Raw genomic sequence first — 20510 nt, forward strand, 5'->3', positions numbered from 1 at the left:
CGGTGCCGGCCGCCGCCGGGGGAGCGGCCGGCACCGGCGGGGTCACCGGCTGCGGCGGGGCCGACGGTGCCGGTTCCTCCACCGTCACCCCGAAGTCCGTGGCGATGCCCGCCAGGCCGTCGGCGTACCCCTGGCCGACCGCGCGGGCCTTCCACTGGCCGCCCCGGCGGTAGATCTCCACGACGACCAGCGCGGTCTCGGCGCCCAGCTGCGGCGGTGTGAACGTCGCCAGCGGCGCACCGCCGTCCGCGTCGCGGACGGTGGCCGTCGGCTCGATGCCCTGGAAGGTCTGGCCGGCCGCGTCGGGGCTGGCGGTGACCACGATCTTCTCGATGTCCGGCGGCACGGCGGCGGTGTCCACTGTGATCGCGTCGGGGGCGGAACCGCCGCCGGACCGGTAGGTCACGCCCGGTCCGGACGGCTGGTTGTAGAAGATGAAGTCGTCGTCCGAGCGCACCTTGCCGTCGCTCGTGAGCAGCAGGCCGGAGACGTCCAGCCGCACGGGGGCGGCCACGTCCACCGTGACGCGCGCGGCGGCCAGCGGGATGTTCGAGCCGGGGGTCATAGCTGTCATGTGGGGGGTAACGAACGAATGCGGTTTACCGTTCCCTTACCACTCGTGTCGGCGGCATCGCGGCATCCCGCGCGTCACCGCTGGGGCATGACCACGATCTTGCGTCCCACGCCCGCCGCGAACTGGTCCAGCGCCTGCGGGTAGCGGTCCAGCGGGAGGCGGTCGCTGATGAAGACCTCCGGGTCGAGGACGCCGTTCGCGAACAGTTCCGCCGCCCGTTCGTAGCTGTGCAGCACCGCCATGGAACCGGTGATGGTGATCTCCTGGTTGTAGATGCGGTACGGGTCGATCGTCACCCGGGTCGCGTAGTCCGCCACCCCGAACTGGAGGAAGGTACCCGCCTTCGCCACCCGTCCCAGCCCGTCCTGGATGGCCGCCGCGTTGCCCGTCGCGTCCACCACCACGTCCCAGCCCTGCGGCCGGTCCAGTTCGTCCGCCCCGCTCGCCGCGGCCGAGACGCCGAGCAGCCGGGCGGTCTCCAGCCGCGCCGGGTTGACGTCCACCATGTCCACGCTCGCCGCGCCCGTGCGCTTGGCCAGCTCCAGCATCATCAGGCCCATGGTGCCGGAGCCGTAGATCAGGACGTGCGCGCCGAGCCGGGACCGCAGGACGTCGTAGCCGCGCACCGCGCAGGACAGCGGCTCCACCAGGGCCGCGTCCTCGGTGCGGACGTGCTCCGGGAGCTTGACGCAGTTGGCGACGGGGGCGACGGCGTACTGCGCCGCACCGCCCGCCGTCGTCACCCCGATCGCGGCCCAGCGCTCGCACAGGTTGTTGTGCCCGGTGCGGCAGTAGCGGCACTCGTGGCAGTACAGGGACGGGTCCACCGCCACCCGGTCGCCGGCCGCGACCTCGGTGACCTGGGTGCCGGTCGCGACCACCGTGCCCGCGAACTCGTGGCCCGGCACGATGGGCAGCTTGGGCGCGAACTCGCCCTGGAGGATGTGCAGATCGGTGCCGCACAGCCCGCACGCGGCGACTTCCACGACGACCTCGCGGGGTCCCGGCGTCGGGTCGGGGACCTCGGTGACGACGGCGCGGCCCACGGACTCGATGACGGCGGCCTTCATTTCACGGCTCCCAACGACAGGCCCTGGACCAGCTTGTCCTGGGCGGCGAACCCCGCGGCGAGCACCGGCAGGGAGATGACGAGCGACGCGGCGCACACCTTGGCCAGGAACAGGCCCTGGCTGGTGATGAAGCCGGTCAGGAAGACGGGCGCGGTCTCGGCGACCACCCCGGTGAGCACCCGGGCGAACAGCAGCTCGTTCCAGCTGAAGATGAAGCAGATCAGCGCCGTCGCCGCCATGCCGGGCAGGGCGATCGGGGCGACCACCCGGGCCAGAATCGTCGGCAGCCGGGCCCCGTCCACCCGGGCCGCCTCGATCACCGCGACCGGCACCTCGGCGAGGAAGGACTGCATCATCCACACCGCGATCGGCAGGTTCATCGCGGTGTAGAGGATGACCAGCAGCCAGATGTTGTCGAGCATCCCGGCGTTCTTCGCGAAGAGGTAGATCGGCAGCAGGCCCGCCACGGCCGGCAGCATCTTGGTGGACAGGAAGAAGAACAGCACGTCCGTCCACTTCCGCACCGGGCGGATCGACAGCGCGTAGGCCGCCGGGAGGGCGAGCAGCAGGACGCACAGCGTCGAGACGACGGACGCGACCGCGGAGTTGGCCAGCGCCGGCCAGGGGCTCGCCCCGCCGTCGGCGCCGAAGAACTCGCGGTAGCCGTCCAGGGTGAGGGAGGCGGCGAAGGACGGCGGGTTGGTCGCCGCGTCGTGTTCCGAGTGGAAGGACGTCAGCGCCATCCAGGCGATGGGCAGGAAGAAGACGATGCCGGCCAGCCAGGCGACGAGGCCGAGACCATGACGGCGTACCGCGGTCATGAGCGGCCCACCTCCTCGCGGAACAGGGACGACACCACGCGCAGGGCGAAGGTCGCGATGACGATCGAACCGATGACGACCAGGACGCCCGCGGCCGAGGCGAGGCCGTTCTCATGGGCCTGGTAGAAGCTCTGGTAGACGGTGTACGGCAGGTTCGCGGTGCCCAGGCCGCCGGACGTGATGGTGAACACCGCGTCGAAGTTCTGCACGATGTAGATCGAGCCGAGCAGGGCGCCGAGTTCGAGGTAGCGGCGCAGATGGGGCAGCGTGAGGTGGCGGAAGATCTGCCAGTCGCTCGCGCCGTCGACCCGGGCCGCCTCGATCTGCTGCTGGTCCCGGCTCTGCAGCCCGGCCAGCAGGATCAGCATCATGAACGGCGTCCACTGCCACACCAGGGAGGCCTCCACCGCGAGCAGCGGGGTGCGGGAGATCCAGTCCGGCTGGGGGCCGCCGACGTAGTGCAACAGGCCGTTCAGCAGGCCGTATTCGGGGTTGTAGAGCACATGCTTCCAGAGCAGCGCCGCGGCCACCGGGACCACCAGGAACGGCGCGATCAGCAGGGTGCGCACGACGCCCCGGCCACGGAAACGCCGGTCGAGCAGCAGGGCGAGCAGCAGCCCCAGCACCAGGCTGGCCAGCACCACCGCCACCGTCAGCAGCACCGTCGTCCACACCGAGTGGCGCAGGTCCGTGTCGGAGAGCACCTGGCGGTAGTTGTCGAAGCCGGTGAAGCGGCGGGCCTTGGGGTAGAGGGCGTTCCAGTCGAAGAAGGAGATCACCAGCGTGGCCACGAACGGCAGCTGGGTGACCACGATCATGAAGACCAGGGCGGGCAGCAGCGGGGCCCGGGTGGCCCAGGCGCGCAGCCGGGCGGGGGGCCGTTTCAGCGTTCTCGGGGGAGCGGCCGCGAGCGGGGCCGTGGTGGTGGCGGTCATCGTCCCTCGTACTCCTTGGAGATCTTCTCGGCCAGCTGCTGGGACTTCTTCAGGGCCGTGCCGACCGACTGGCGTCCGGCGATGGCCGCGCTGATCTCCTGGGAGACCTTGGTGCCGAGATCGGTGAACTCGGGGATGTCGACGAACTGGATGCCGGGCGCGGGCCGCGGCTGCACCCCGGGGTCGTTCGGCCGGCTGCTCTCGATGGCCTGCCTGGTCATCTCCTGGAAGGCCGCCGCCGACCTGCGGTAGTCGGCGTTCTCGTACGTCGACGCCCGTTTGCCCGCGGGCACGTTCGGCCAGCCGCTGGTCTCGCCGACGAGCTGCTCGTACCCCTTGCCGGAGGCCCAGGAGACGAACTTCCAGGCCTTGTCGGGGTTGCGGGAGGACTGCTGGATGCCCCAGGCCCAGGTGTAGAGCCAGCCGGAGGAGCTGGTCTTCTCGACCGGGGCGGGCGCGTAGCCGAGCTTGCCCTTGACCGGGGAGCCCTTGGCCTCCAGAGAGCCGGCCGCGGAGGTGGCGTCGTACCACATGGCGACCTTGCCCTGCGTCAGGTCGTTCAGGCACTCGGCGAACCCGGACTGCGCGGCACCCGACTCCCCGTGCGCGCGCACCAGGTCGACATAGAACTTCGTCGCCTTCTCGAACTCGGGGGAGTCCAGGTGCGCCTTCCACTTCGTGTCGAACCAGGTGCCGCCGAAGGTGTTCACCACCGTGGTCAGCGGCGCCATCACCTCGCCCCAGCCGGGCAGCCCGCGCAGGCAGATGCCGCGCATGCCGGGCCGGGCGCCGTCCACCTTGGCCGCGAGGTCGGCCACCTGCTGCCAGGTGGGGTGGGCGGGCATGGTCAGGCCCTTCGCCGCGAACACGTCCTTGCGGTACATCAGGAAGGACGACTCGCCGTAGAAGGGCTGGCCGTAGAGCTTGCCGTCGTCGCCGGTGAGGGACTGGCGCATCGGGGCGAGCACGTCCTGCTCGTCGTACGACGGGTCCTTGGCGACGTACCCGTTCATCGGGCGCAGCCAGCCGTTGCGGGCGTAGATCGGGATCTCGTAGTTGGACAGGGTGGCGACGTCGTACTGGCCGGCCTGGTTGGCGAAGTCCTGGCTGATCTTGTCGCGGACGTCGTTCTCCGGCAGCACGGTGAAGTTCACCTTGATGCCGGTGTCCTTGGTGAAGTGCGTCGCGGTCAGCTTCTGCAACTCCACCATCTGCGGATTGTTGACCATCAGCACATTGATCGAGTCGCCGCCGGATCCGGTCCCGCCCGCCCCGACCCAGCAGCCGGACAGCAGGGGGGTGAGCAGCGTCCCTGCGGCGGCCAGGACGAGCGTGGCTCGCGGCCTCCGTCGGCTCGGGGTGCGCATGGATCACTCCTGGGATGTATGGGGACGTAAGGGGCATCCTGGGAGCAGGAAATGCCCTTGTGGGGGTGGGGGGTGGACCTTCAGACCCGGATGACCTGCGGGCCCAGCAGGGCGTAACGGTGGGCCTCGGCCGCCGGGAGCAGGGTGCTCGTCACGATCGCCTCCAGCGTGCCGACCTCCGCGAACCGGCAGAAGCTCACCGCCCCGAACTTGGTGTGCACCCCGGCGAACACGGTGCGCCGGGCCGCCCGCATCGCCTGCGCCTTGACCTCGCCGACCGCCGGATCGGGCGTGGTCAGGCCGTGTTCGCGGGAGATGCCGTTGGCACCGATGTAGGCGAGGTCGAGGACGAACCCGGACAGCATCCTCGTCGTCCAGTGGTCGACGGTGGCCAGCGTGCCGGCCCGCACCCGGCCGCCGAGCAGCAGCACCTGGATGTGGTCCGCCCCGGCGAGCGCGCCCGCGACCGGCAGGGACGCGGTGACCACGGTCAGCGGCCGGTCCCCGGGCAGTGCCTCGGCGATGAGCTGGGGGGTGAAGCCCTCGTCGACGAAGACCGTTTCGGCGTCGCCGAGCAACTCGGCCGCTGCGGCGGCGATCCGGCGCTTCTCGGGCACCTGGCTGGTGGCCCGGAAGGCCAGCGTGGTCTCGAAACCCGCGCTCTCCACCGGGTAGGCCCCGCCATGGGTGCGGCGGACCAGCCCGTGGTCCTCCAGGGAGCGCAGATCGCGCCGGATGGTCTCCTTGGCCACGCCCAACTCGGCGGCGAGCGCGGTGACATCGACCGATCCGGTGGCGCGCGCCGCCCGCACGATCTCGTGCCGGCGTTCCTCCGCCGTCCTGGTCATCTGGTCACCCGCCTCCCCGAAAGCTGCCCGTTCGGGCCCATGGGGGAAGTTGTACCTCCGGTGCGCCGCCCTGACCAGGCCTGTTGCCTGCCCGATGCTGCCCGGTTGGGCCCGTTTGCCGAGGCGTGTGACCGCCGCGGACCTGCGCGGGCGTGTGAGTGGTTGTGGAAACGGGCGCTCCGGGTGCCCGGATCGGGTCGCGGGCGGGCCCGTTCGCTGCCCGCCCGCCCTCCGGGGGCCGCCGGGGCTCGGTACGGCCAGATCGGCGGGCCGGTGACGAAGGGGCCGCCCAGGCGGTTCTGGGCCGGGTCCGTGAGGTCCGGTTCGCCCTGCTCGGCGAGGAGCCGCGCGGCGTACGGCTCGGAGTCGTCCCGCGGTGTGCGGCCGAGGGCGCGGGCGCTGCCCAGGCCCCGGCGCAGCCGGGTGTCGGCGGAGGAGCCGTGGACCACCGTGTGGCCGACGCGCTCGGCGGTCAGGGCCGCGTGGAAGAGCCGGGCGCGGTCGGCCGGGCTGAGCCAGGTCGACAGGGCGCGCACGCTGTTCGGCGCCGGGAAGCGGGAGCCGACGCGCACCGAGACGGTCTCCAGGCCGTGCCTGTCCCGGTAGAACTGGGCCAGGTCCTCGCCGAAGACGGCGCCTTCAGGGAGATGCCGCGCGATGGAGCACCGCGTCCACGCCCCGCACCGCCTCGCGCGGCGCCACCGGGCCCGCGAGGTCGGCGGTCACGGCGTCCGGCGCGCCCTCGACGGGCCGGACGTCGAACAGCCGCAGGGTGTAGCCGTACTCCGGCAGCAGGGGCCGCATCTCAGGGTGCCGATCCGACCGCCGGCGCCGGTGAGCGGAACGGCGCGGGGAGCGGTGCGGGGAGCGGGCATCCTCGGACTCCTTGGGCCAACGGCCGTGCGCGGGGCGGAGGTTCGTCTTCCTTGACCGCCTTCCCCGGGGCCCTTAGCGTGAGGCCGTTCACGCATATGGACAGCGGTCAGAAGAATGTATCTACGTCGGCCCGGCTCCGGCGCCGATCCGATGGGAGCGCCTGTGACGTCCTCGCCCCTCGCCGCCCGCCATGCCCGTGCGGGCGTGGGCGACGGCCGCCGCGACCGCCTCCGCGACCACGGGGAGCCCGCGTGAGGGCCTCCGCGTTCGTCTACCCCTGGGACGTCAACGGGGACCCCGGCGCCCCGGCCCGCATCGCCTCCCTCGGCGTCGAACAGGTGACCCTCGCCGCCGCCTACCACTCCACCCGCGCCCTGACCCCGCGCCACCCCCGGCACCGCGTCGTCACCGCCGAGCACGCCGCCGTCCTCTACCCGCCGGGCGAGCGCTGGACCGGTCGCGCCCTGCGCCCGTACCCGGCCGGCCGCTGGGCTCCCGGCGACGCCTACGGCGAGGCGGCGCGGGCACTGGCCGCCGCCGGTCTCGCGGTGCACAGCTGGGTGGTGCTCGCGCACAACTCCCGGCTGGGCGCGGACCACCCGGACACCTCGGTCGTCAACGCCTACGGCGACCCCTACCCCTGGGCCCCCTGCATCGCCCGGCCCGCCACCCGCGCCTACCTCACCGACCTGGCCGCCGAGGCCGCCGTACGGCCCGGCACGCACGGCACCGAGCTGGAGTCCCTCGGCTGGTACGGGCTGCGGCACCTGCACGCCCACGACAAGATCTCCGGCGTCGCCCTGGGGGAGGCCGGGGAGTACCTGATGTCCCTGTGCTTCTGCGCGCACTGCCGCACGGGCTACGGCGAACAGGGGCTGGAGCCGGAGGGACTGGCGGCGGCCGTCCGGGCCGCGCTGGAGCCGCTGTGGCGGGGCGCGGTGGCCGACCGGGGCCTGCCGACCCTCGCGGAACTGCTCGGCGCGCGGACGGCCGCCGCCACGCTGGCCTGGCGGGAGCGGACCGCCCGCACCCTCCAGGAGGAGGCCGTGGCCGCCGTACGCGCCGCCGCGCCCGAGGGCTTCCAGGTGCTGCTGCACGCCGACCCCTTCTCCCACCGCTGCGGCGCCAACGCGGGGGTCGATCCCGCGCACATCCTCTCCGTGGCCGACGGCGTCGTCGTCCCCTGCACCGGCGGCACGGACCTGCTGGCGCCGTTCGCCGCGCACGCCCGCGAGCGGACCGTGCTGGCCGCCAACTTCACCGTGGTCACCGGGATGGGCGGCAGCCCCGCCACCCTCGCGGCGGACGCGGCCCGGGCCCGCGCGGCCGGTGCGAACGAACTGCGGCTGTATCACGCCGGGTTGGCGTCGGACGGGGATCTCTCGGCGGTGCGCGAGGCGCTGGGGGCGCGCTGGACGAGCGGGACCGCGGTGAGGAGCAGCGCGACGCCGTAACAGGGCAGCAGCAAGCCCGGACCGGCCAGTTCGACGAGTGCGGCGCCGACCGCGAGGCCCATGACGTTCGGCGTGAACATCAGTGTGTTCGCGGTGGCGGTGACCCGGCCGAGCAGCGGGCCGGGGGTCTCCCGCTGGACGGCGGTGAGCGCGGCGATCAGCACGCACGGCAGGCCCAGCCCGGCCGCCAGGGAGGCCGCGAGGGCCGCCGCGTCCCACGGTACGGCCCGGACCAGCACCGCGAGGCCGGTCAGTGCGATTCCCGCCGCCGCGAAGCCGCGGTCGCCGAGCCGGCGCAGCGCGGGGCCGGTGAGCAGTCCGACCGCCACCGAGCCCGCGCCCTGGACGGCGTAGAGCACGCCCGTGTAGGCGGGGGAGTGGCCGAGGCGGTCGACCACGGCGTACAGCGTCGGGGCGCACAGGGAGCTGATCAGCATCGTCGTACCGCCCGCCAGGACCAGGGGGCGCAGTCCGGGATGGCCCCACAGGTGGCGGACGCCCTCGGCGGTACGGCCGCGCCGGGCGCCGCCCTCCGGGGGCACCGGCCCGCTCTCCCGCACGCGCAGCAGGGCGCACAGCACGGCGGTGACGACGAAGGTGCCCGCGTCCAGACAGGCCACGGCCGGGCCGCCGAAGGCCGCGTACAGGCCCGCCCCGGTGAGCGGGGCGACGAGCTTCATGCCCTCCGTGACGGTCGTCCGCAGCCCGTTGAAGTCGCCGAGCAGACCGGCGGGGACGACGTCGGTGACCAGGGCGGCCTCCGCCGCGTCGGTGATCACGCCGGCGGTGCCGTACAGGACCAGCACCGTGAAGAGCAGCCACAGCCGGGCGGGGGAGTCGACGGTGAAGAGGGTGAGGAGCAGGGCCGCCACCGTCAGGTTCACGGTGATGATCAGGGGTTTGCGGCGCACGCGGTCGGCGAGGGTGCCCAGGGCCGGGCCGGCCAGGGTGGGTGCCCACAGCGCGAGCATGCACAGGCCCGCCAGGCCGTTGGACCCGGTGAGGTCCTTCACCCAGACGCCGGAGGCCAGCCACAGCGCGGAGGTGCCGAAGGCGTTCACCAGCAGGCCCGTCAGGTACCGGCCCGCGTTGCCGTCGCGCAGCAGGCGGAGCGCGGTCGAAGAGGTCGTCATGCCGAGCCATCGTGGTTCTGAGGAGGGGCCGGGCGGATCGGGAAGACGACCTATGCACCGATGACTTCCGGGGCGCCGACGGGCCGGCCCCTGGGGACGACCGCCTACCGCGGTCCCATGCGTTCGGAAATGACCCGATTGCCGTACCGGAACCCGGGGTTCCGCCGCGGCGGGCGGACATGGCTGGAAAAAGACGTCCGTATCGATCGGGTAACAGGCCTCGCGGTACCGCTTGTTATGCGCGTAGACAATCCGTGACCTGGTACATCACTCCATCCACCAGATCCGGAGAATCCATGCGGAAGTCCCTCAGAGCGGCTGCCGTCGGTGCCGCCTGCGTCGTCGCCGGTGCCGCGCTGTACGGCGCGGGCGCGGCCACCGCCGGCCAGTCCACCGCCAACTCCACGCACGAGCCCTACAACATCGGGCTCCTGACGAAGGACATCGACACCTACTACGGCACCACCGCCGACAGCAACGGCGTCTACCAGGCGTCCCCGGACAGCCCGTACGCCAAGGACCTCGCGCGCATCGACGCGGACGCCAGGAAGCACATCGACCAGGCCGCCCACACCGCGCTCAAGCACCACCAGAAGCCGGCCGTCATGTTCGACATCGACGACACCGTGCTGCTGAGCCTCGACTACGAGAAGCGCAACAACTACGGCTACAACTCGGCCACCTGGAACGACTACGTCAACCGGGCCGACCGCCCCGCCGTCTTCGGCAGCCCCGAGCTGATCCGCTACGCCCGGTCCAAGGGCGTCGAGGTCTTCTACAACTCCGGTCTCACCGAGGCCCAGCGCGGTGCCGCGGTCGCCAACCTGAAGAAGGTCGGCGCCGATGTGAACCTGGACGCCGGGCACATGTTCCTCAAGAACTCGGCCAACCCGCCGGCCTACCTGAAGGACTGCGCCACCCCGGGCGCCTGGACCTGCACGACCGTCCAGTACAAGGCCGGCACCCGCAAGCACATCGAGGACGACCTCGGCTACACCTTCATCGCCGACTTCGGCGACCAGTACTCGGACCTGGACGGCGGCTACACCGGCCGCACGTACAAGCTGCCGAACCCGACGTACTTCGTCGGCTGAGGCCCCCGGACGTCTTCGGAACCTCCCGACGGCCCCCGCCCCCGCCCGCGCCCGGCGCCGCGGCGGGGGCGCGGCCGTTCTCAGCCCTTCAGCGCCGCCGCCATCATCGCCCTGGCCACCGGCGCGGCCAGCCCGTTGCCGCTGACCTCCGAACGTGCCGCGTCCGACTGCTCGACCATCACCGCGACGGCCACCTCCTTGCCCGTGCTGTCGGACTTGCCGAACGCGGTGAACCAGGCGTACGGCGTCTTGCTGTTGTTCTCGCCGTGCTGCGCGGTACCCGTCTTGCCGCCGACGGTCACCCCGTCGATCAGGGCGTTGGTGCCGGTGCCGTCCTTCACCACGGTCTCCATGGCGGACTGGAGCTGGGCGGCGGTCCGGGCGCTGACGATCCGCTCGGTGCCGGTGTGGCCGTCGTAGTCCTGCACCACGTCGCCGCCGCTGTCGACGGTCCGGGAGACCATGTGCGGAAAGACCAGTTCGCCGCCGTTGGCGAGCGCCGCGGACACCATGGCCATCTGCAGCGGGGTCGCGGTGACGTCGTACTGGCCGATGCCGGTCAGACCGGTCGAGGACTTGTCCATGCCGGTGGGGTAGACGCTGGTGTACGCGCGCACCGGCACGTCCTGGTGGTCGTCGTTGAAGCCGAACTTCTCGGCCATCGCCCGCACCTTGTCCTGCCCGAGGTCGACGGCCATCTTGGCGAACACGTTGTTGCAGGAGTACTGGAGGGCGACCCGGATGGAGGCGTTCGCGCAGGGCGCCGAGGGGTTCTCGTTGTCCATGTCGCGCACGGTGCCCGGCAGCCGGTACGGATTGGGGCTGTCGGTGTGCTGGTCCACGTCCTTGTACAGCCCGCTCTCCAGCGCGGCCGAGGCCACCACCAGCTTGAACGTGGAGCCCGGCGGCAGCGGCTGGCGCAGCGCGCGGTTGGTCAGCGGCTTGTCCGGGTCCGCGTTGAGCCGTTGCCAGGACGACCCGGCCGTGTTGGCGTCGGTGAGGGCCGAGGGGTCGTACGACGGCGTCGAGACCGCCGCGAGGATGCGGCCGGTCCTGGGGTCGATCGCGACGGCGCCGCCCTTCTTGCCGCCGAGGGCGCGGTAGCCCGCCTTCTGCACCGCCGGGTCGATGGTGGTGACCACGTCCCCGGGGTCGGCCCGCTCGCCGGTCAGGGTGTCCATCACCGTCTTGAGCCGGGGGTCGGTGCCGTTGAGCAGATCCGCGTAGATGCCCTCCAGCTGCGTGGGCGCGTAGGCCTGTGACGCGTAGCCGGTCACCGCCGCGTACAGCGCACCGTCCGTGTAGGTCCGCTTGTACGCGAGGTCGCTTCCCTTCGTCCGGGCGGAGCCGGTGATCGCGTTGCCGGCCACGATGATGTTGCCCAGCGGCCGCGAGTACGTCTCGATCGCGTTGCGCCGGTTGAGAGTGTCGTCCGCGAGGGCCTTGCCGTCGTAGAACTGCACCCAGGTCGCCCTGGCCAGAAGGGCGAGCACGAGCAGCAGTACGAGGACGGACGCCCGTCTGATCGTCTTGTTCATCCCGACGAAGAGACGAGCCGAACGGGCGGAACGTTCCCGTCCGGTCGATTTCTCATCGTCCGCTCATCTTGCGCTCAGGTGTCCGCCTCGTCCCGCGCACCGGCGTCCAGGACGAGCACCACCTCGTCGATCTCCCGGCCCCGGCCGTTGGCGAAGCCCCGGGCGCGGGCGGTCTCGCGGAAGCCGCACTTGGCGAGGACCCGGAGCGAGGCGGCGTTGTCGGCCGCCGCCCGCGCGTACAGCGGCCGCTCGGGGACCTCGGCGAGCAGCGCCCGCAGCGCGGCCGTCGCCACGCCCCGGCCCCAGTACGCGCGGTCGATCCAGTACGTCACCTCGCGCTCGCCGGGCTCGCCGTAGACCGCCGCGCTGCCGGCCACCCGTCCGTCGGCCAGCACGGTGCGCAGCACGTCGTCGGAGGCCCGCACGCGTTTGAGGCGGGCCTCGAAGGCGTCCCGGTCGGCCGGGTCCTTCGGGCCGAACGCGGCCATCCGAAGGGACTCCGGGTCGGTCATCTGCCGGAAGAACTCCGGCAGATCCTCGTCCTCCACACTGCGCAGCGCGATCTCCATGGGGCCCGAGACTACGACGCCCGGGCCCGGCGCGCCGCCCGCCGCGCTCACAGTCTCCGCGTCGCCAGCGCCAGCCGTTCGCGCGCGTCGAACAGCGCGTCCTTGATCGTCTGCTCATGGGCGGGGGTCAGCCGCGCCACCGGCACCGAGCAGCTGACGGCGTCGCGCGCCGGCGTGCGGTACGGGATGGCCACGCCGAAGCAGCGCAGCCCCACCGTGTTCTCCTCGCGGTCGACCGCGAAGCCCCGCTCCCGCACCTGGCGCAGCTCCTCGATCAGCTCCTCACGGTCGGTGAGGGTGTGCTCGGTGAGCGCCGGCAGGGTCTCGGGCAGCATCGTGCGCACCTCCTCGTCGTCGTACGTGGCGAGGATCGCCTTGCCCAGGGAGGTGGAGTGGGCCGGGAGCCGGCGCCCGACCCGGGTGAAGGGCCGCAGGTAGTGCTGGGACTGGCGGGTGGCCAGGTAGACGACATTGGTGCCGTCGAGCCGGGCGAGGTGGATGGTCTCCGTGGTGTCGTCGGAGAGCCGGTCCAGGGCCGGCCGGGCGGCGGCCACCACCTCGTCGCCGTCGATGTAGGAGGTGCCCACGAGCAGCGCCCGCACCCCGATGCCGTACCGGGTGCCCGTCGCGTCCGTCTCCACCCAGCCCAGCTCGACCAGGGTGCGCAGCAGCATGTACAGGCTGGACTTGGGGTAGCCGACGGCCTCCTGGACGGCCGCGAGGGAGTGCGTTCCGGGGCGGCCGGCGAAGTACTCCAGCAGTTCGACCGTCCGTACCGCGGACTTGACCTGCGCCCCGCCCCCCGCGTCGCCTGCCGTCATGGCCCTTGACCCCTTCGATTCGACGAGGACCTGAGATATACAGTCTCCGAGCAGCATGTTCAGCATCAGAAACGCCGTTCAGCATAACGAACGGCGTGCTCGGGCTGACCCGGTCAAGTGCGGCCTTATGGGAGGGACCCGCGGTGGCAGCAGCACCAGTCTGGAGTGTCGACCCGCGCACCGGGAAGCGGCGGGAACAGGTCGCCGTGGAGGCCACGGCCCAGGAGGTGGACGAGGTCGTCCGGGCGGCGCACGCCGCGCGCGGCGCCCTCGCCCGGCGCGCCGTCCGCTCCGCCTTCCTGCGCTCGGCCGCCGCGGGCCTGGAGGCGGCCCGCGAGGGCCTGGTGGAGACCGCCGACGCCGAGACCGCGCTCGGCCCGGTCCGGCTGAACGGCGAACTCGCCCGTACGGCCTACCAGTTGCGGGCCTTCGCGGACATCGTCGAGGAGGGCGCCTTCCTGGACGTCGTCATCGACCACCCGGACCCCGCCGCCACCCCGCCCGTCCCGGACCTGCGCCGCTGGAAGGTGCCGCTCGGCGTCGTGGCGGTCTACGGCGCGTCCAACTTCCCGTTCGCCTTCTCCGTCGCGGGCGGCGACACCGCGAGCGCGCTGGCCGCGGGCTGCCCGGTCGTCGTCAAGGCCCACCCGGACCACCCGGGCCTGTCCGAACTGGTCGCCAAGGTGCTGCGCCGGGCCGCCGCCGAACACGGCATCCCGGAGAGCGTCCTCGGCCTGGTGCACGGCTTCGACGCGGGCGTCGAGCTGATCGGGCACCCGCTGGTCGCCGCCGCCGGCTTCACCGGTTCGCCGCGCGGCGGCCGCGCCCTGTACGACGCCGCCGCCGCGCGCCCGGTGCCGATCCCCTTCCACGGTGAACTGGGCTCGCTCAACCCGGTCCTGATCACCGAGGCCGCGGCGGCCGAGCGCGCCGAGGAGCTGGGCACCGGGCTGGCCGGCTCGGCCACCCTCGGCGTCGGCCAGTTCTGTGTGAAGCCCGGCCTGGTGCTGGTGCCCTCCGGGGCGGCGGGCGACGACGTCCTGAAGCACCTGACCGACGCGGTGAGCGCCACCGAGGCCGGGGTACCGCTCGACCGGCGCATCCGGGACGCCTTCGTCGCCGGGGTCCGCGAGCGCGCCGCCCTGCCCGACGTGGCGTCCCCGGTGACCCCCGGCGGCTGCGGCGAACACCTGGTCAGCGCGGGCTTCCTCACGGTGCCGGCGGGCAGGCTGACCACGGCGGGGGACCACGACCTGCTCCTGGAGGAGTGCTTCGGACCGGTCACGGTGGTGGCCCGCTACACGGACGAGGCACAGGCCACGGCCGTCCTGTCCCGGCTGCCCGGCACCCTCTCGGCCACGGTCCACCTCTCCGCCGAGGAGGCCGGCGGAACGGGCGGGGCCGGTGAACTCCTCGCCCTGCTCACCGCCCTGGCCGGCCGCGTGGTCGTCGACGCCTGGCCGACCGGTGTCGCCGTGGCCCCCGCCCAGCACCACGGCGGCCCCTACCCGGCCAGCACCTCGACGTCGACGTCGGTGGGCGGTACGGCGATCGAGCGCTGGCTGCGCCCGGTCGCCTACCAGAACACCCCGCAGGCCCTGCTGCCCCCGGAGCTGCGGGACGACAACCCGCTCGGCGTCCCCCGGCGGTTCAGGGGGGTCCTGGAGCGGTAGGAACCGCGCCCGCCCGGGCCGCGTCCTCCGCCGCATGACCGAGACACGAGACGACCGGGCCGCCCTGGAGATCCGCGCCGCGCTGCCCGCCGAGGCCGACGCCACCGCCGGGCTGCACCTGAGGGCCCGCTCCACCTACTACCCGGACGGGGTGCCACAGGCGGAGTTCGACTGGGCGCAGGCGTGGCGGGGGTCCATCGAGCGCCCGGACGGGCGGGTGCTGTGCGCCCTGCGGGAGGGGCGGCTCGTGGCGATCGCCTCCTTCCGCACCCCGGACGGGGCCGGCACGGACACCGTCAAGCTGTTCCAGTTCCATGTCGACCCCGACCGCTGGCGGGGCGGCATCGGCACCGCCCTGCACGCGGCCTGCGTCGGGGAATGGCAAGCCGGGGGACGGCGCACCGCCGTGCTCGACGTCCATGTGGACAACCGGCGGGCCCAGGGCTTCTACGCCCGGCAGGGCTGGCTGCCCGACCCGGAGAACCCCCCGGCCGAGGGCGACCACCACCTCTTCCTGCGGTACGCCGTGCCGCCGGCGGAATGACCGGCGACGCTTGAACGTTCATGTACCGGGCGGAGAGCGGCTCCGCACCGCACCCGTACGACCTGGAGAGAACCGAAGACATGCGCGTCGAGATCTGGAGCGACATCGCCTGCCCGTGGTGCTACGTGGGCAAGGCCCGCTTCGAGAAGGCGCTCGCCGCCTTCCCGCACCGCGACGAGGTCGAGGTGGTGCACCGCTCCTTCGAGCTGGACCCGGGCCGTGCCAAGGGCGACGTGGAGTCCGTGCTCACCATGCTGACCAGGAAGTACGGCATGAGCGAGGCGCAGGCCGAGGCCGGCGAGGACAACCTGGGCGCCCAGGCCGCCGCCGAGGGCCTGGACTACCGCACCCGGGGCCGCGACCACGGCAACACCTTCGACATGCACCGCCTGCTGCACCTCGCCAAGGAGCACGGCAGGCAGGACGAGCTGATCCAGATCCTGTACCGGGCCAACTTCGCCGAGGAGCGGTCGGTCTTCGCCGAGGGCGACGAGCGGCTGGTGGAGCTGGCCGTGGAGGCCGGGCTCGACGCCGGCCGGGTGCGCGCGGTGCTCGCCGACCCGGAGGCCTACGCCGACGCGGTCCGCGCCGACGAGCGCGAGGCCGCCCGGCTCGGGGCGACCGGTGTGCCCTTCTTCGTCCTCGACCGCACCTACGGCGTCTCCGGCGCCCAGCCCGCCGAGGTGTTCACCCGGGCGCTCACCCAGGCCTGGGGCGAGCACGCCCCGCTGAAGCCGGTCGACCAGCAGGACGCCGAGGCCTGCGGTCCGGACGGGTGCGCGGTCCCGCAGCAGGGCTGAAACCGCAGGCCGGAGCGGTCTTGGCAGCTGAGCTCGGCCGTTTCCCGGGAGAGGCGCGATGGACGGGGCCCGTCCCGGCCCGCACAGTGGGCTCATGGAGACCTTCGAGAGCCTCGTCCGCGCCGAGTTCCGCCCGAAGAACACCTATCTGAACACCGCGTCCAGCGGCCTGCTGCCGGCCCGTACCGTCGCCGCCCTGCGCGAGGCGACGGAGCTGCGGGTCGAGGGGCGGCCGCTGGACCCGTTGTTCGAGAACGTCGAGCACGCCCGGGCCGCCTTCGCCCGCCTCGCGGGGGTCCCGGTCACCCGGGTGGCGACCGGTCCGTCCGTCGCCGCGCAGACCGGGCTGATCGCCGCCGCCCTGCCCGCGGGCGCCGAAGTCCTCACTGCCGAGGACGAGTTCACCTCGGTGGTGAACCCGTTCCATGTGCGCGGCGACCTCAAGGTGCGCGCCGTGCCGCTGGAGCGGCTCGCGGAGTCCGTGCGCCCCGGCACCGCGCTGGTCGCGGTGAGCGCCGCGCAGTCCGCCGACGGCCGGATCGCCGACCTGCCCGCCCTGCGCGAGGCGGCCCGCACCCATGGCGCGCGCACCTACGTGGACTACTCCCAGGCCGCCGGCTGGCTGCCCGTCGACGCCGGCGGCCACGACTACACCGTGGCCGCCACCTACAAGTGGCTGCTCGGCCCGCACGGGGCCGCCTTCCTCGTGGTCCCCGAGGACTTCGGCGAGCTGACCCCGCTGCTCGCGGGCTGGGTCGCGGCCGAGCAGCCGTGGGACAGCTGCTACGGACCGGTGGCCGAACTCGCCCGCTCCGCCCGCCGGTTCGACGTCAGCCCCGGCCTGTTCACCTACACCGGGGTGCACAGCTCGCTCACGCTGTTGGAGGAGCTGGGCGTGGCCGCCGTGCGCGAGCACGACCTGGCCCTCGCCGGCCGCTTCCGGCAGGGGCTCGCCGCGCTCGGGCACGAGCCGCTGCCCGCGCCCGGCTCGGCGATCGTCTCCGTGCCCCGACTCGGCGGCAGGCAGGCCGAGTTGAGCCGGGCCGGCATCCAGGTCTCCAACCGGGCGGGCAGCCTGCGCGCGTCCTTCCACCTCTACAACACGGCGGCGGACGTGGACCGGCTGCTCGACGTGCTGGCCGGCTGAGACATGCCCGGGCCGGGGCCGCCCGTCCCACACGCGGCGGCCCCGGCCCGGTGACCGAAGGCGCCTACCGCACCGGGGTGAAGTCGCGCGCGCCGATGAACTCCGGCCGGCGCACCGGCGCCGCGAACGGCTCCACCGCCGCGTTCTCCACGCTGTTGAACACGATGAAGACGTTGCTGCGCGGGTACGGCGTGATGTTGTCGCCGGAGCCGTGCATGCAGTTGCAGTCGAACCAGGTCGCCGAGCCCGGCTTGCCGGTGAACAGCCGGATGCCGTACTCGCCCGCCAGCTTGGTCAGCGCCTCGTCGGACGGGGTGCCCGCGTCCTGCATCTGGAGCGACTTCTTGTAGTTGTCCTTGGGCGTCTCACCGGCACAGCCCAGGAACGTCCGGTGCGAGCCCGGCATGATCATCAGGCCGCCGTTGGTGTCGAAGTTCTCGGTCAGCGCGATCGAGACGGACACCGTGCGCATGTTCGGCAGCCCGTCCTCGGCGTGCCAGGTCTCGAAGTCCGAGTGCCAGTAGAAGCCGCTGGCCCCGAAGCCCGGCTTCACATTGATCCGGGACTGGTGGACGTACACGTCGGAGCCGAGGATCTGCCGGGCCCGGCCGACCACCCGCTCGTCGCGCACCAGGTTCGCGAACACCTCGCTGATCCGGTGCACCTCGAAGACGGAGCGGATCTCCTGGGACTTCGGCTCCACGATGGAGCGCTCGTCGAAGCGGATCGCCGGGTCGGTGACCAGCCGGTCCAGCTCGCGGCGGTAGACCTCGACCTCGTCCGGGCCGATCAGCTGGTCGACGGCGAGGAAGCCGTCACGCTCGTACGACTGGAGCTCGGCCGTGGCGATCGGCCCCGGCGTGTCCGGGGAGCCCCAGACGACCGGGTCCTGGCGCGGAACGGTCACCTCGGAGCTGCCGCGGGTCGGGTAGAGGTCCTTCACGGTGGCGGTGGTCATGGGTCCTCACACCTCCTCGGGCTCGGTGAGCAGCGGGTACACCCCGTTCTCGTCGTGGTCCTCCCGTCCGGTCACGGGCGGGTTGAACACGCAGATGCAGTGGAAGTCCTCCTTGACGCGCAGCGTGTGCCGCTCGTGCCCGTTCAGGAGGTACATGGTGCCGGGCGTGATGGTGTACGTCTTCCCGGTCTCGCGGTCGGTCAGCTCGGCCTCACCCTGGGTGCAGACGACGGCCTCGATGTGGTTGGCGTACCACATCTGCGTCTCGGTGCCCGCGTACAGGATGGTCTCGTGCAGGGAGAAGCCGACCCGCTCCTTCGCGAGGACGATCCGCTTGCTCTCCCAGGTGCCCGACTTGGACTTGATGTGCCGGTCGGTGCCTTCGATGTCCTTGAACGATCGGACGATCACGGTGGTGCTTCCTCCTGGTAGGCGTTGCGGTCAGGCGGTTTCCCGGACGGCGCGGGCGAGGATGCTGAGGCCCTCGTCCAGCTCGTCCGGGGTGATGGTCAGGGCCGGCAGCAGCTTGACGACCTCGCTCTCCGGCCCCGAGGTCTCGATGAGCAGGCCCAGTTCGAAGGCCCGCCGGGCGACGCGCGCGGCCCGGTCCTTGGCGTGGAACTCCAGGCCCCACACCAGCCCGCGCCCGCGGTACTCCTTCACATCGGCGAGGTTCTCCTCGGTGATGGAGATCAGCGCCTGCTCGACCTGCTCGCCGCGGGTGCGGGTCTGCTTCTCCATGGCCGAGCCGTCGGTCCAGTAGGTCTCCAGGGCGGCGGTGGCGGTAACGAACGCGGGGTTGTTGCCGCGGAAGGTGCCGTTGTGCTCGCCCGGTTCCCAGACGTCCAGTTCGGGCCGGAACAGGCACAGCGACATCGGCAGGCCGTAGCCGCTGATCGACTTGGAGACCGTGACGATGTCCGGGGTGATGCCGGACTCCTCGAAGGAGAAGAAGGCGCCGGTACGGCCGCAGCCCATCTGGATGTCGTCGACGATCAGGAGCATGTCCTGCCGCTCGCACAGCTCCTTGAGGGCGCGCAGCCACTCCGGGCGGGCCACGTTGATGCCGCCCTCGCCCTGCACGGTCTCCACGATCACCGCGGCGGGCTTGTTCAGGCCGGAGCCCTGGTCCTCCAGGAGCCGTTCGAACCACAGGAAGTCGGGGACGGTCCCGTCGAAGTAGTTGTCGAACGGCATCGGGGTGCCGTGCACCAGGGGGATGCCGGCGCCGGCCCGTTTGAAGGCGTTGCCGGTCACGGCGAGCGAGCCGAGGGACATGCCGTGGAAGGCGTTGGTGAAGGAGACGATCGCCTCGCGGCCCTTGACCTTGCGGGCCAGCTTCAGCGCCGACTCGACGGCGTTGGTGCCGGTCGGGCCCGGGAACATGACCTTGTACGGCAGATCGCGCGGGCGCAGCACCAGGTCCTGGAAGGTCTGCAGGAACGAGCGCTTGGCCGTGGTCGACATGTCCAGGCCGTGGGTGACCCCGTCCCGGGACAGATAGTCGATCAGCGCCCGTTTGAGCACCGGGTTGTTGTGGCCGTAGTTGAGTGATCCGGCACCGGCGAAGAAGTCGAGGTACGCATGGCCGTCCTCGTCGTACATCCGGCTGCCCTGCGCGCGGTCGAACACGGTGGGCCAGCCGCGGCAGTAGCTGCGCACCTCGGACTCGAGGGTCTCGAAGACGCTGAGGTCGGGCTGGGTGATGGTCACGGTGATTCGCTCCTCAGTGGGCGGGGGTCTCGGTCAACGGGCCGATCCGGAAGAGGACTTCGGGGTCGTGCGGGCCGTCCGGGAACAGCTCGGCGGGGAACAGCACCTCGCGGGCGAGGGGCGCCCCGTGCCGCTCGGCGAACGAGGTGAAGAGCCGTTCGGAGGCGGTGTTGCCGGGGGTGATCGTGGTCTCGATGTCGGTGATGCCGCGCTCGGCGACGAGGCGCGCGGTCAGCCCGTCCAGCAGGGCGGCGGCGATGCCGTAGCCGCGGTGGGCAAAGTCCACGGCCACCTGCCAGACGAGCAGGGTGCGGGGGCGGTCGGGGCGTATGTAGCCGGTGAGGAAACCGACGGGTGTGCCGTCCGCACCGCGCGCCACCGCCGAGGTGCCGGCGAAGTCCCGGCACCACAGCAGATAGCTGTAGGACGAGTTGAGATCGAGGGTTTTCGAGTCCTTGGCGAGACGCCAGAGCGCGGCTCCGTCCGCCGTCGCCGGTCGGTCGATGAGCAGGTCTGCGGGTGCGGCAGTCATGCGGCACGAATTTAGCGAGGCGAATTAAGAAATGCACGACCGC

The 20510-nt window shown here is 72.3% G+C and carries 20 protein-coding genes and 1 pseudogene; 6 read left to right on the forward strand and 15 right to left on the reverse strand.

Annotation, left to right across the window (positions count from 1 at the left end; all coding sequences use genetic code 11):
* From FRZ03_RS23630 to FRZ03_RS23660, 7 genes and pseudogenes are all read right to left on the reverse strand, one after another.
* The coding region (locus FRZ03_RS23630) for a TerD family protein (RefSeq protein ID WP_146467157.1) at nt 1-565 on the reverse strand (565 nt) is incomplete at its 3' end.
* Nucleotides 566-648: 83 nt separating this feature from the next.
* On the reverse strand, nt 649-1644 hold the full coding sequence (locus FRZ03_RS23635) for a zinc-dependent alcohol dehydrogenase family protein (protein WP_146467158.1): 996 nt from the start codon (nt 1642-1644) through the stop codon (nt 649-651).
* Nucleotides 1641-2465, reverse strand: coding sequence for a carbohydrate ABC transporter permease (locus FRZ03_RS23640; RefSeq protein WP_146467159.1), 825 nt, complete (start codon nt 2463-2465; stop codon nt 1641-1643). Before FRZ03_RS23640 ends, FRZ03_RS23635 begins: the two co-directional genes overlap by 4 nt.
* A complete protein-coding gene (locus FRZ03_RS23645; RefSeq protein ID WP_146467160.1) occupies nt 2462-3400 on the reverse strand; it encodes a carbohydrate ABC transporter permease in 939 nt (312 codons plus the stop codon). Before FRZ03_RS23645 ends, FRZ03_RS23640 begins: the two co-directional genes overlap by 4 nt.
* Nucleotides 3397-4767: an ABC transporter substrate-binding protein gene (locus FRZ03_RS23650; protein ID WP_146467161.1), complete on the reverse strand. Its 1371-nt coding sequence runs from the start codon at nt 4765-4767 to the stop codon at nt 3397-3399. Before FRZ03_RS23650 ends, FRZ03_RS23645 begins: the two co-directional genes overlap by 4 nt.
* An 80-nt stretch (nt 4768-4847) precedes the next feature.
* Nucleotides 4848-5615, reverse strand: coding sequence for a DeoR/GlpR family DNA-binding transcription regulator (locus tag FRZ03_RS23655; protein ID WP_146467162.1), 768 nt, complete (start codon nt 5613-5615; stop codon nt 4848-4850).
* Nucleotides 5616-5866: 251 nt separating this feature from the next.
* Nucleotides 5867-6490 (reverse strand): annotated as a pseudogene (locus tag FRZ03_RS23660) (NAD-dependent epimerase/dehydratase family protein); the annotation flags it as partial.
* 252 nt (nt 6491-6742) lie between these two features.
* Between FRZ03_RS23660 and FRZ03_RS23665 the strand changes: the two are divergent.
* Nucleotides 6743-7945, forward strand: a complete 1203-nt coding sequence (locus FRZ03_RS23665; protein WP_146467163.1) for a hypothetical protein — start codon at nt 6743-6745, stop codon at nt 7943-7945.
* Here FRZ03_RS23665 and FRZ03_RS23670 read toward each other — a convergent pair.
* A complete protein-coding gene (locus FRZ03_RS23670; protein ID WP_146467164.1) occupies nt 7843-9078 on the reverse strand; it encodes an MFS transporter in 1236 nt (411 codons plus the stop codon). The genes FRZ03_RS23665 and FRZ03_RS23670 overlap by 103 nt on opposite strands.
* Nucleotides 9079-9374: 296 nt before the next feature.
* On the opposite strand from FRZ03_RS23670, the gene FRZ03_RS23675 reads away from it, so the two are divergent.
* On the forward strand, nt 9375-10172 hold the full coding sequence (locus FRZ03_RS23675) for an HAD family acid phosphatase (protein WP_146467165.1): 798 nt from the start codon (nt 9375-9377) through the stop codon (nt 10170-10172).
* Between the two features lie 80 nt (nt 10173-10252).
* Here FRZ03_RS23675 and FRZ03_RS23680 read toward each other — a convergent pair whose 3' ends face one another.
* From FRZ03_RS23680 to FRZ03_RS23690, 3 genes are all read right to left on the reverse strand, one after another.
* A complete protein-coding gene (locus FRZ03_RS23680) occupies nt 10253-11710 on the reverse strand; it encodes a peptidoglycan D,D-transpeptidase FtsI family protein (RefSeq protein ID WP_146467166.1) in 1458 nt (485 codons plus the stop codon).
* A 74-nt stretch (nt 11711-11784) separates the two neighbouring features.
* Entirely contained in the window at nt 11785-12279 is a 495-nt protein-coding gene (locus FRZ03_RS23685; RefSeq protein ID WP_146467167.1) for a GNAT family N-acetyltransferase, read from the reverse strand.
* Between the two features lie 47 nt (nt 12280-12326).
* Nucleotides 12327-13100, reverse strand: a complete 774-nt coding sequence (locus FRZ03_RS23690; RefSeq protein ID WP_146467168.1) for an IclR family transcriptional regulator — start codon at nt 13098-13100, stop codon at nt 12327-12329.
* 143 nt (nt 13101-13243) lie between these two features.
* On the opposite strand from FRZ03_RS23690, the gene FRZ03_RS23695 reads away from it, so the two are divergent.
* From FRZ03_RS23695 to FRZ03_RS23710, 4 genes are all read left to right on the forward strand, one after another.
* Nucleotides 13244-14773 carry an aldehyde dehydrogenase (NADP(+)) gene (locus FRZ03_RS23695; protein ID WP_146467169.1) on the forward strand — a complete coding sequence of 510 codons (1530 nt, stop codon included), beginning with the start codon at nt 13244-13246 and terminating at the stop codon, nt 14771-14773.
* Between the two features lie 34 nt (nt 14774-14807).
* A complete protein-coding gene (locus FRZ03_RS23700) occupies nt 14808-15317 on the forward strand; it encodes a GNAT family N-acetyltransferase (RefSeq protein WP_146467170.1) in 510 nt (169 codons plus the stop codon).
* 80 nt (nt 15318-15397) lie between these two features.
* Nucleotides 15398-16117 carry a DsbA family oxidoreductase gene (locus FRZ03_RS23705; protein ID WP_146467171.1) on the forward strand — a complete coding sequence of 240 codons (720 nt, stop codon included), beginning with the start codon at nt 15398-15400 and terminating at the stop codon, nt 16115-16117.
* A gap of 94 nt (nt 16118-16211) precedes the next feature.
* Entirely contained in the window at nt 16212-17264 is a 1053-nt protein-coding gene (locus FRZ03_RS23710) for an aminotransferase class V-fold PLP-dependent enzyme (protein ID WP_146467172.1), read from the forward strand.
* Between the two features lie 64 nt (nt 17265-17328).
* On the opposite strand, the gene thpD is transcribed toward FRZ03_RS23710, so the two are convergent.
* Genes thpD through ectA form a run of 4 tightly spaced genes read right to left on the reverse strand, consistent with a single transcriptional unit; the run spans nt 17329 to nt 20467 of the window.
* Entirely contained in the window at nt 17329-18222 is an 894-nt protein-coding gene (gene thpD / locus FRZ03_RS23715; protein ID WP_146467173.1) for an ectoine hydroxylase, read from the reverse strand.
* 6 nt (nt 18223-18228) lie between these two features.
* Entirely contained in the window at nt 18229-18633 is a 405-nt protein-coding gene (locus tag FRZ03_RS23720; protein ID WP_146467174.1) for an ectoine synthase, read from the reverse strand.
* 30 nt (nt 18634-18663) lie between these two features.
* Nucleotides 18664-19935, reverse strand: a complete 1272-nt coding sequence (gene ectB / locus FRZ03_RS23725) for a diaminobutyrate--2-oxoglutarate transaminase (protein WP_146467175.1) — start codon at nt 19933-19935, stop codon at nt 18664-18666.
* Between the two features lie 13 nt (nt 19936-19948).
* Nucleotides 19949-20467, reverse strand: coding sequence for a diaminobutyrate acetyltransferase (gene ectA, locus FRZ03_RS23730; RefSeq protein WP_146467176.1), 519 nt, complete (start codon nt 20465-20467; stop codon nt 19949-19951).
* Nucleotides 20468-20510: the final 43 nt, after the last annotated feature.

This window comes from Streptomyces misionensis (assembly GCF_007896895.1).
Lineage (GTDB): Bacteria > Actinomycetota > Actinomycetes > Streptomycetales > Streptomycetaceae > Streptomyces > Streptomyces misionensis_A.

Excerpts from the sequence above, each read along its gene's own strand:
- FRZ03_RS23635 (WP_146467158.1), bottom strand. The coding sequence starts at position 1,644 with ATGAAGGCCGCCGTCATCGAGTCCGTGGGCCGCGCCGTCGTCACCGAG.
- FRZ03_RS23640 (WP_146467159.1), bottom strand. The coding sequence starts at position 2,465 with ATGACCGCGGTACGCCGTCATGGTCTCGGCCTCGTCGCCTGGCTGGCC.
- FRZ03_RS23645 (WP_146467160.1), bottom strand. The coding sequence starts at position 3,400 with ATGACCGCCACCACCACGGCCCCGCTCGCGGCCGCTCCCCCGAGAACG.
- FRZ03_RS23650 (WP_146467161.1), bottom strand. The coding sequence starts at position 4,767 with ATGCGCACCCCGAGCCGACGGAGGCCGCGAGCCACGCTCGTCCTGGCC.
- FRZ03_RS23655 (WP_146467162.1), bottom strand. The coding sequence starts at position 5,615 with ATGACCAGGACGGCGGAGGAACGCCGGCACGAGATCGTGCGGGCGGCG.
- FRZ03_RS23670 (WP_146467164.1), bottom strand. The coding sequence starts at position 9,078 with ATGACGACCTCTTCGACCGCGCTCCGCCTGCTGCGCGACGGCAACGCG.
- FRZ03_RS23675 (WP_146467165.1), top strand. The coding sequence starts at position 9,375 with ATGCGGAAGTCCCTCAGAGCGGCTGCCGTCGGTGCCGCCTGCGTCGTC.
- FRZ03_RS23680 (WP_146467166.1), bottom strand. The coding sequence starts at position 11,710 with ATGAACAAGACGATCAGACGGGCGTCCGTCCTCGTACTGCTGCTCGTG.
- FRZ03_RS23685 (WP_146467167.1), bottom strand. The coding sequence starts at position 12,279 with ATGGAGATCGCGCTGCGCAGTGTGGAGGACGAGGATCTGCCGGAGTTC.
- FRZ03_RS23690 (WP_146467168.1), bottom strand. The coding sequence starts at position 13,100 with ATGACGGCAGGCGACGCGGGGGGCGGGGCGCAGGTCAAGTCCGCGGTA.
- FRZ03_RS23700 (WP_146467170.1), top strand. The coding sequence starts at position 14,808 with ATGACCGAGACACGAGACGACCGGGCCGCCCTGGAGATCCGCGCCGCG.
- FRZ03_RS23705 (WP_146467171.1), top strand. The coding sequence starts at position 15,398 with ATGCGCGTCGAGATCTGGAGCGACATCGCCTGCCCGTGGTGCTACGTG.
- FRZ03_RS23710 (WP_146467172.1), top strand. The coding sequence starts at position 16,212 with ATGGAGACCTTCGAGAGCCTCGTCCGCGCCGAGTTCCGCCCGAAGAAC.
- thpD (WP_146467173.1), bottom strand. The coding sequence starts at position 18,222 with ATGACCACCGCCACCGTGAAGGACCTCTACCCGACCCGCGGCAGCTCC.
- ectA (WP_146467176.1), bottom strand. The coding sequence starts at position 20,467 with ATGACTGCCGCACCCGCAGACCTGCTCATCGACCGACCGGCGACGGCG.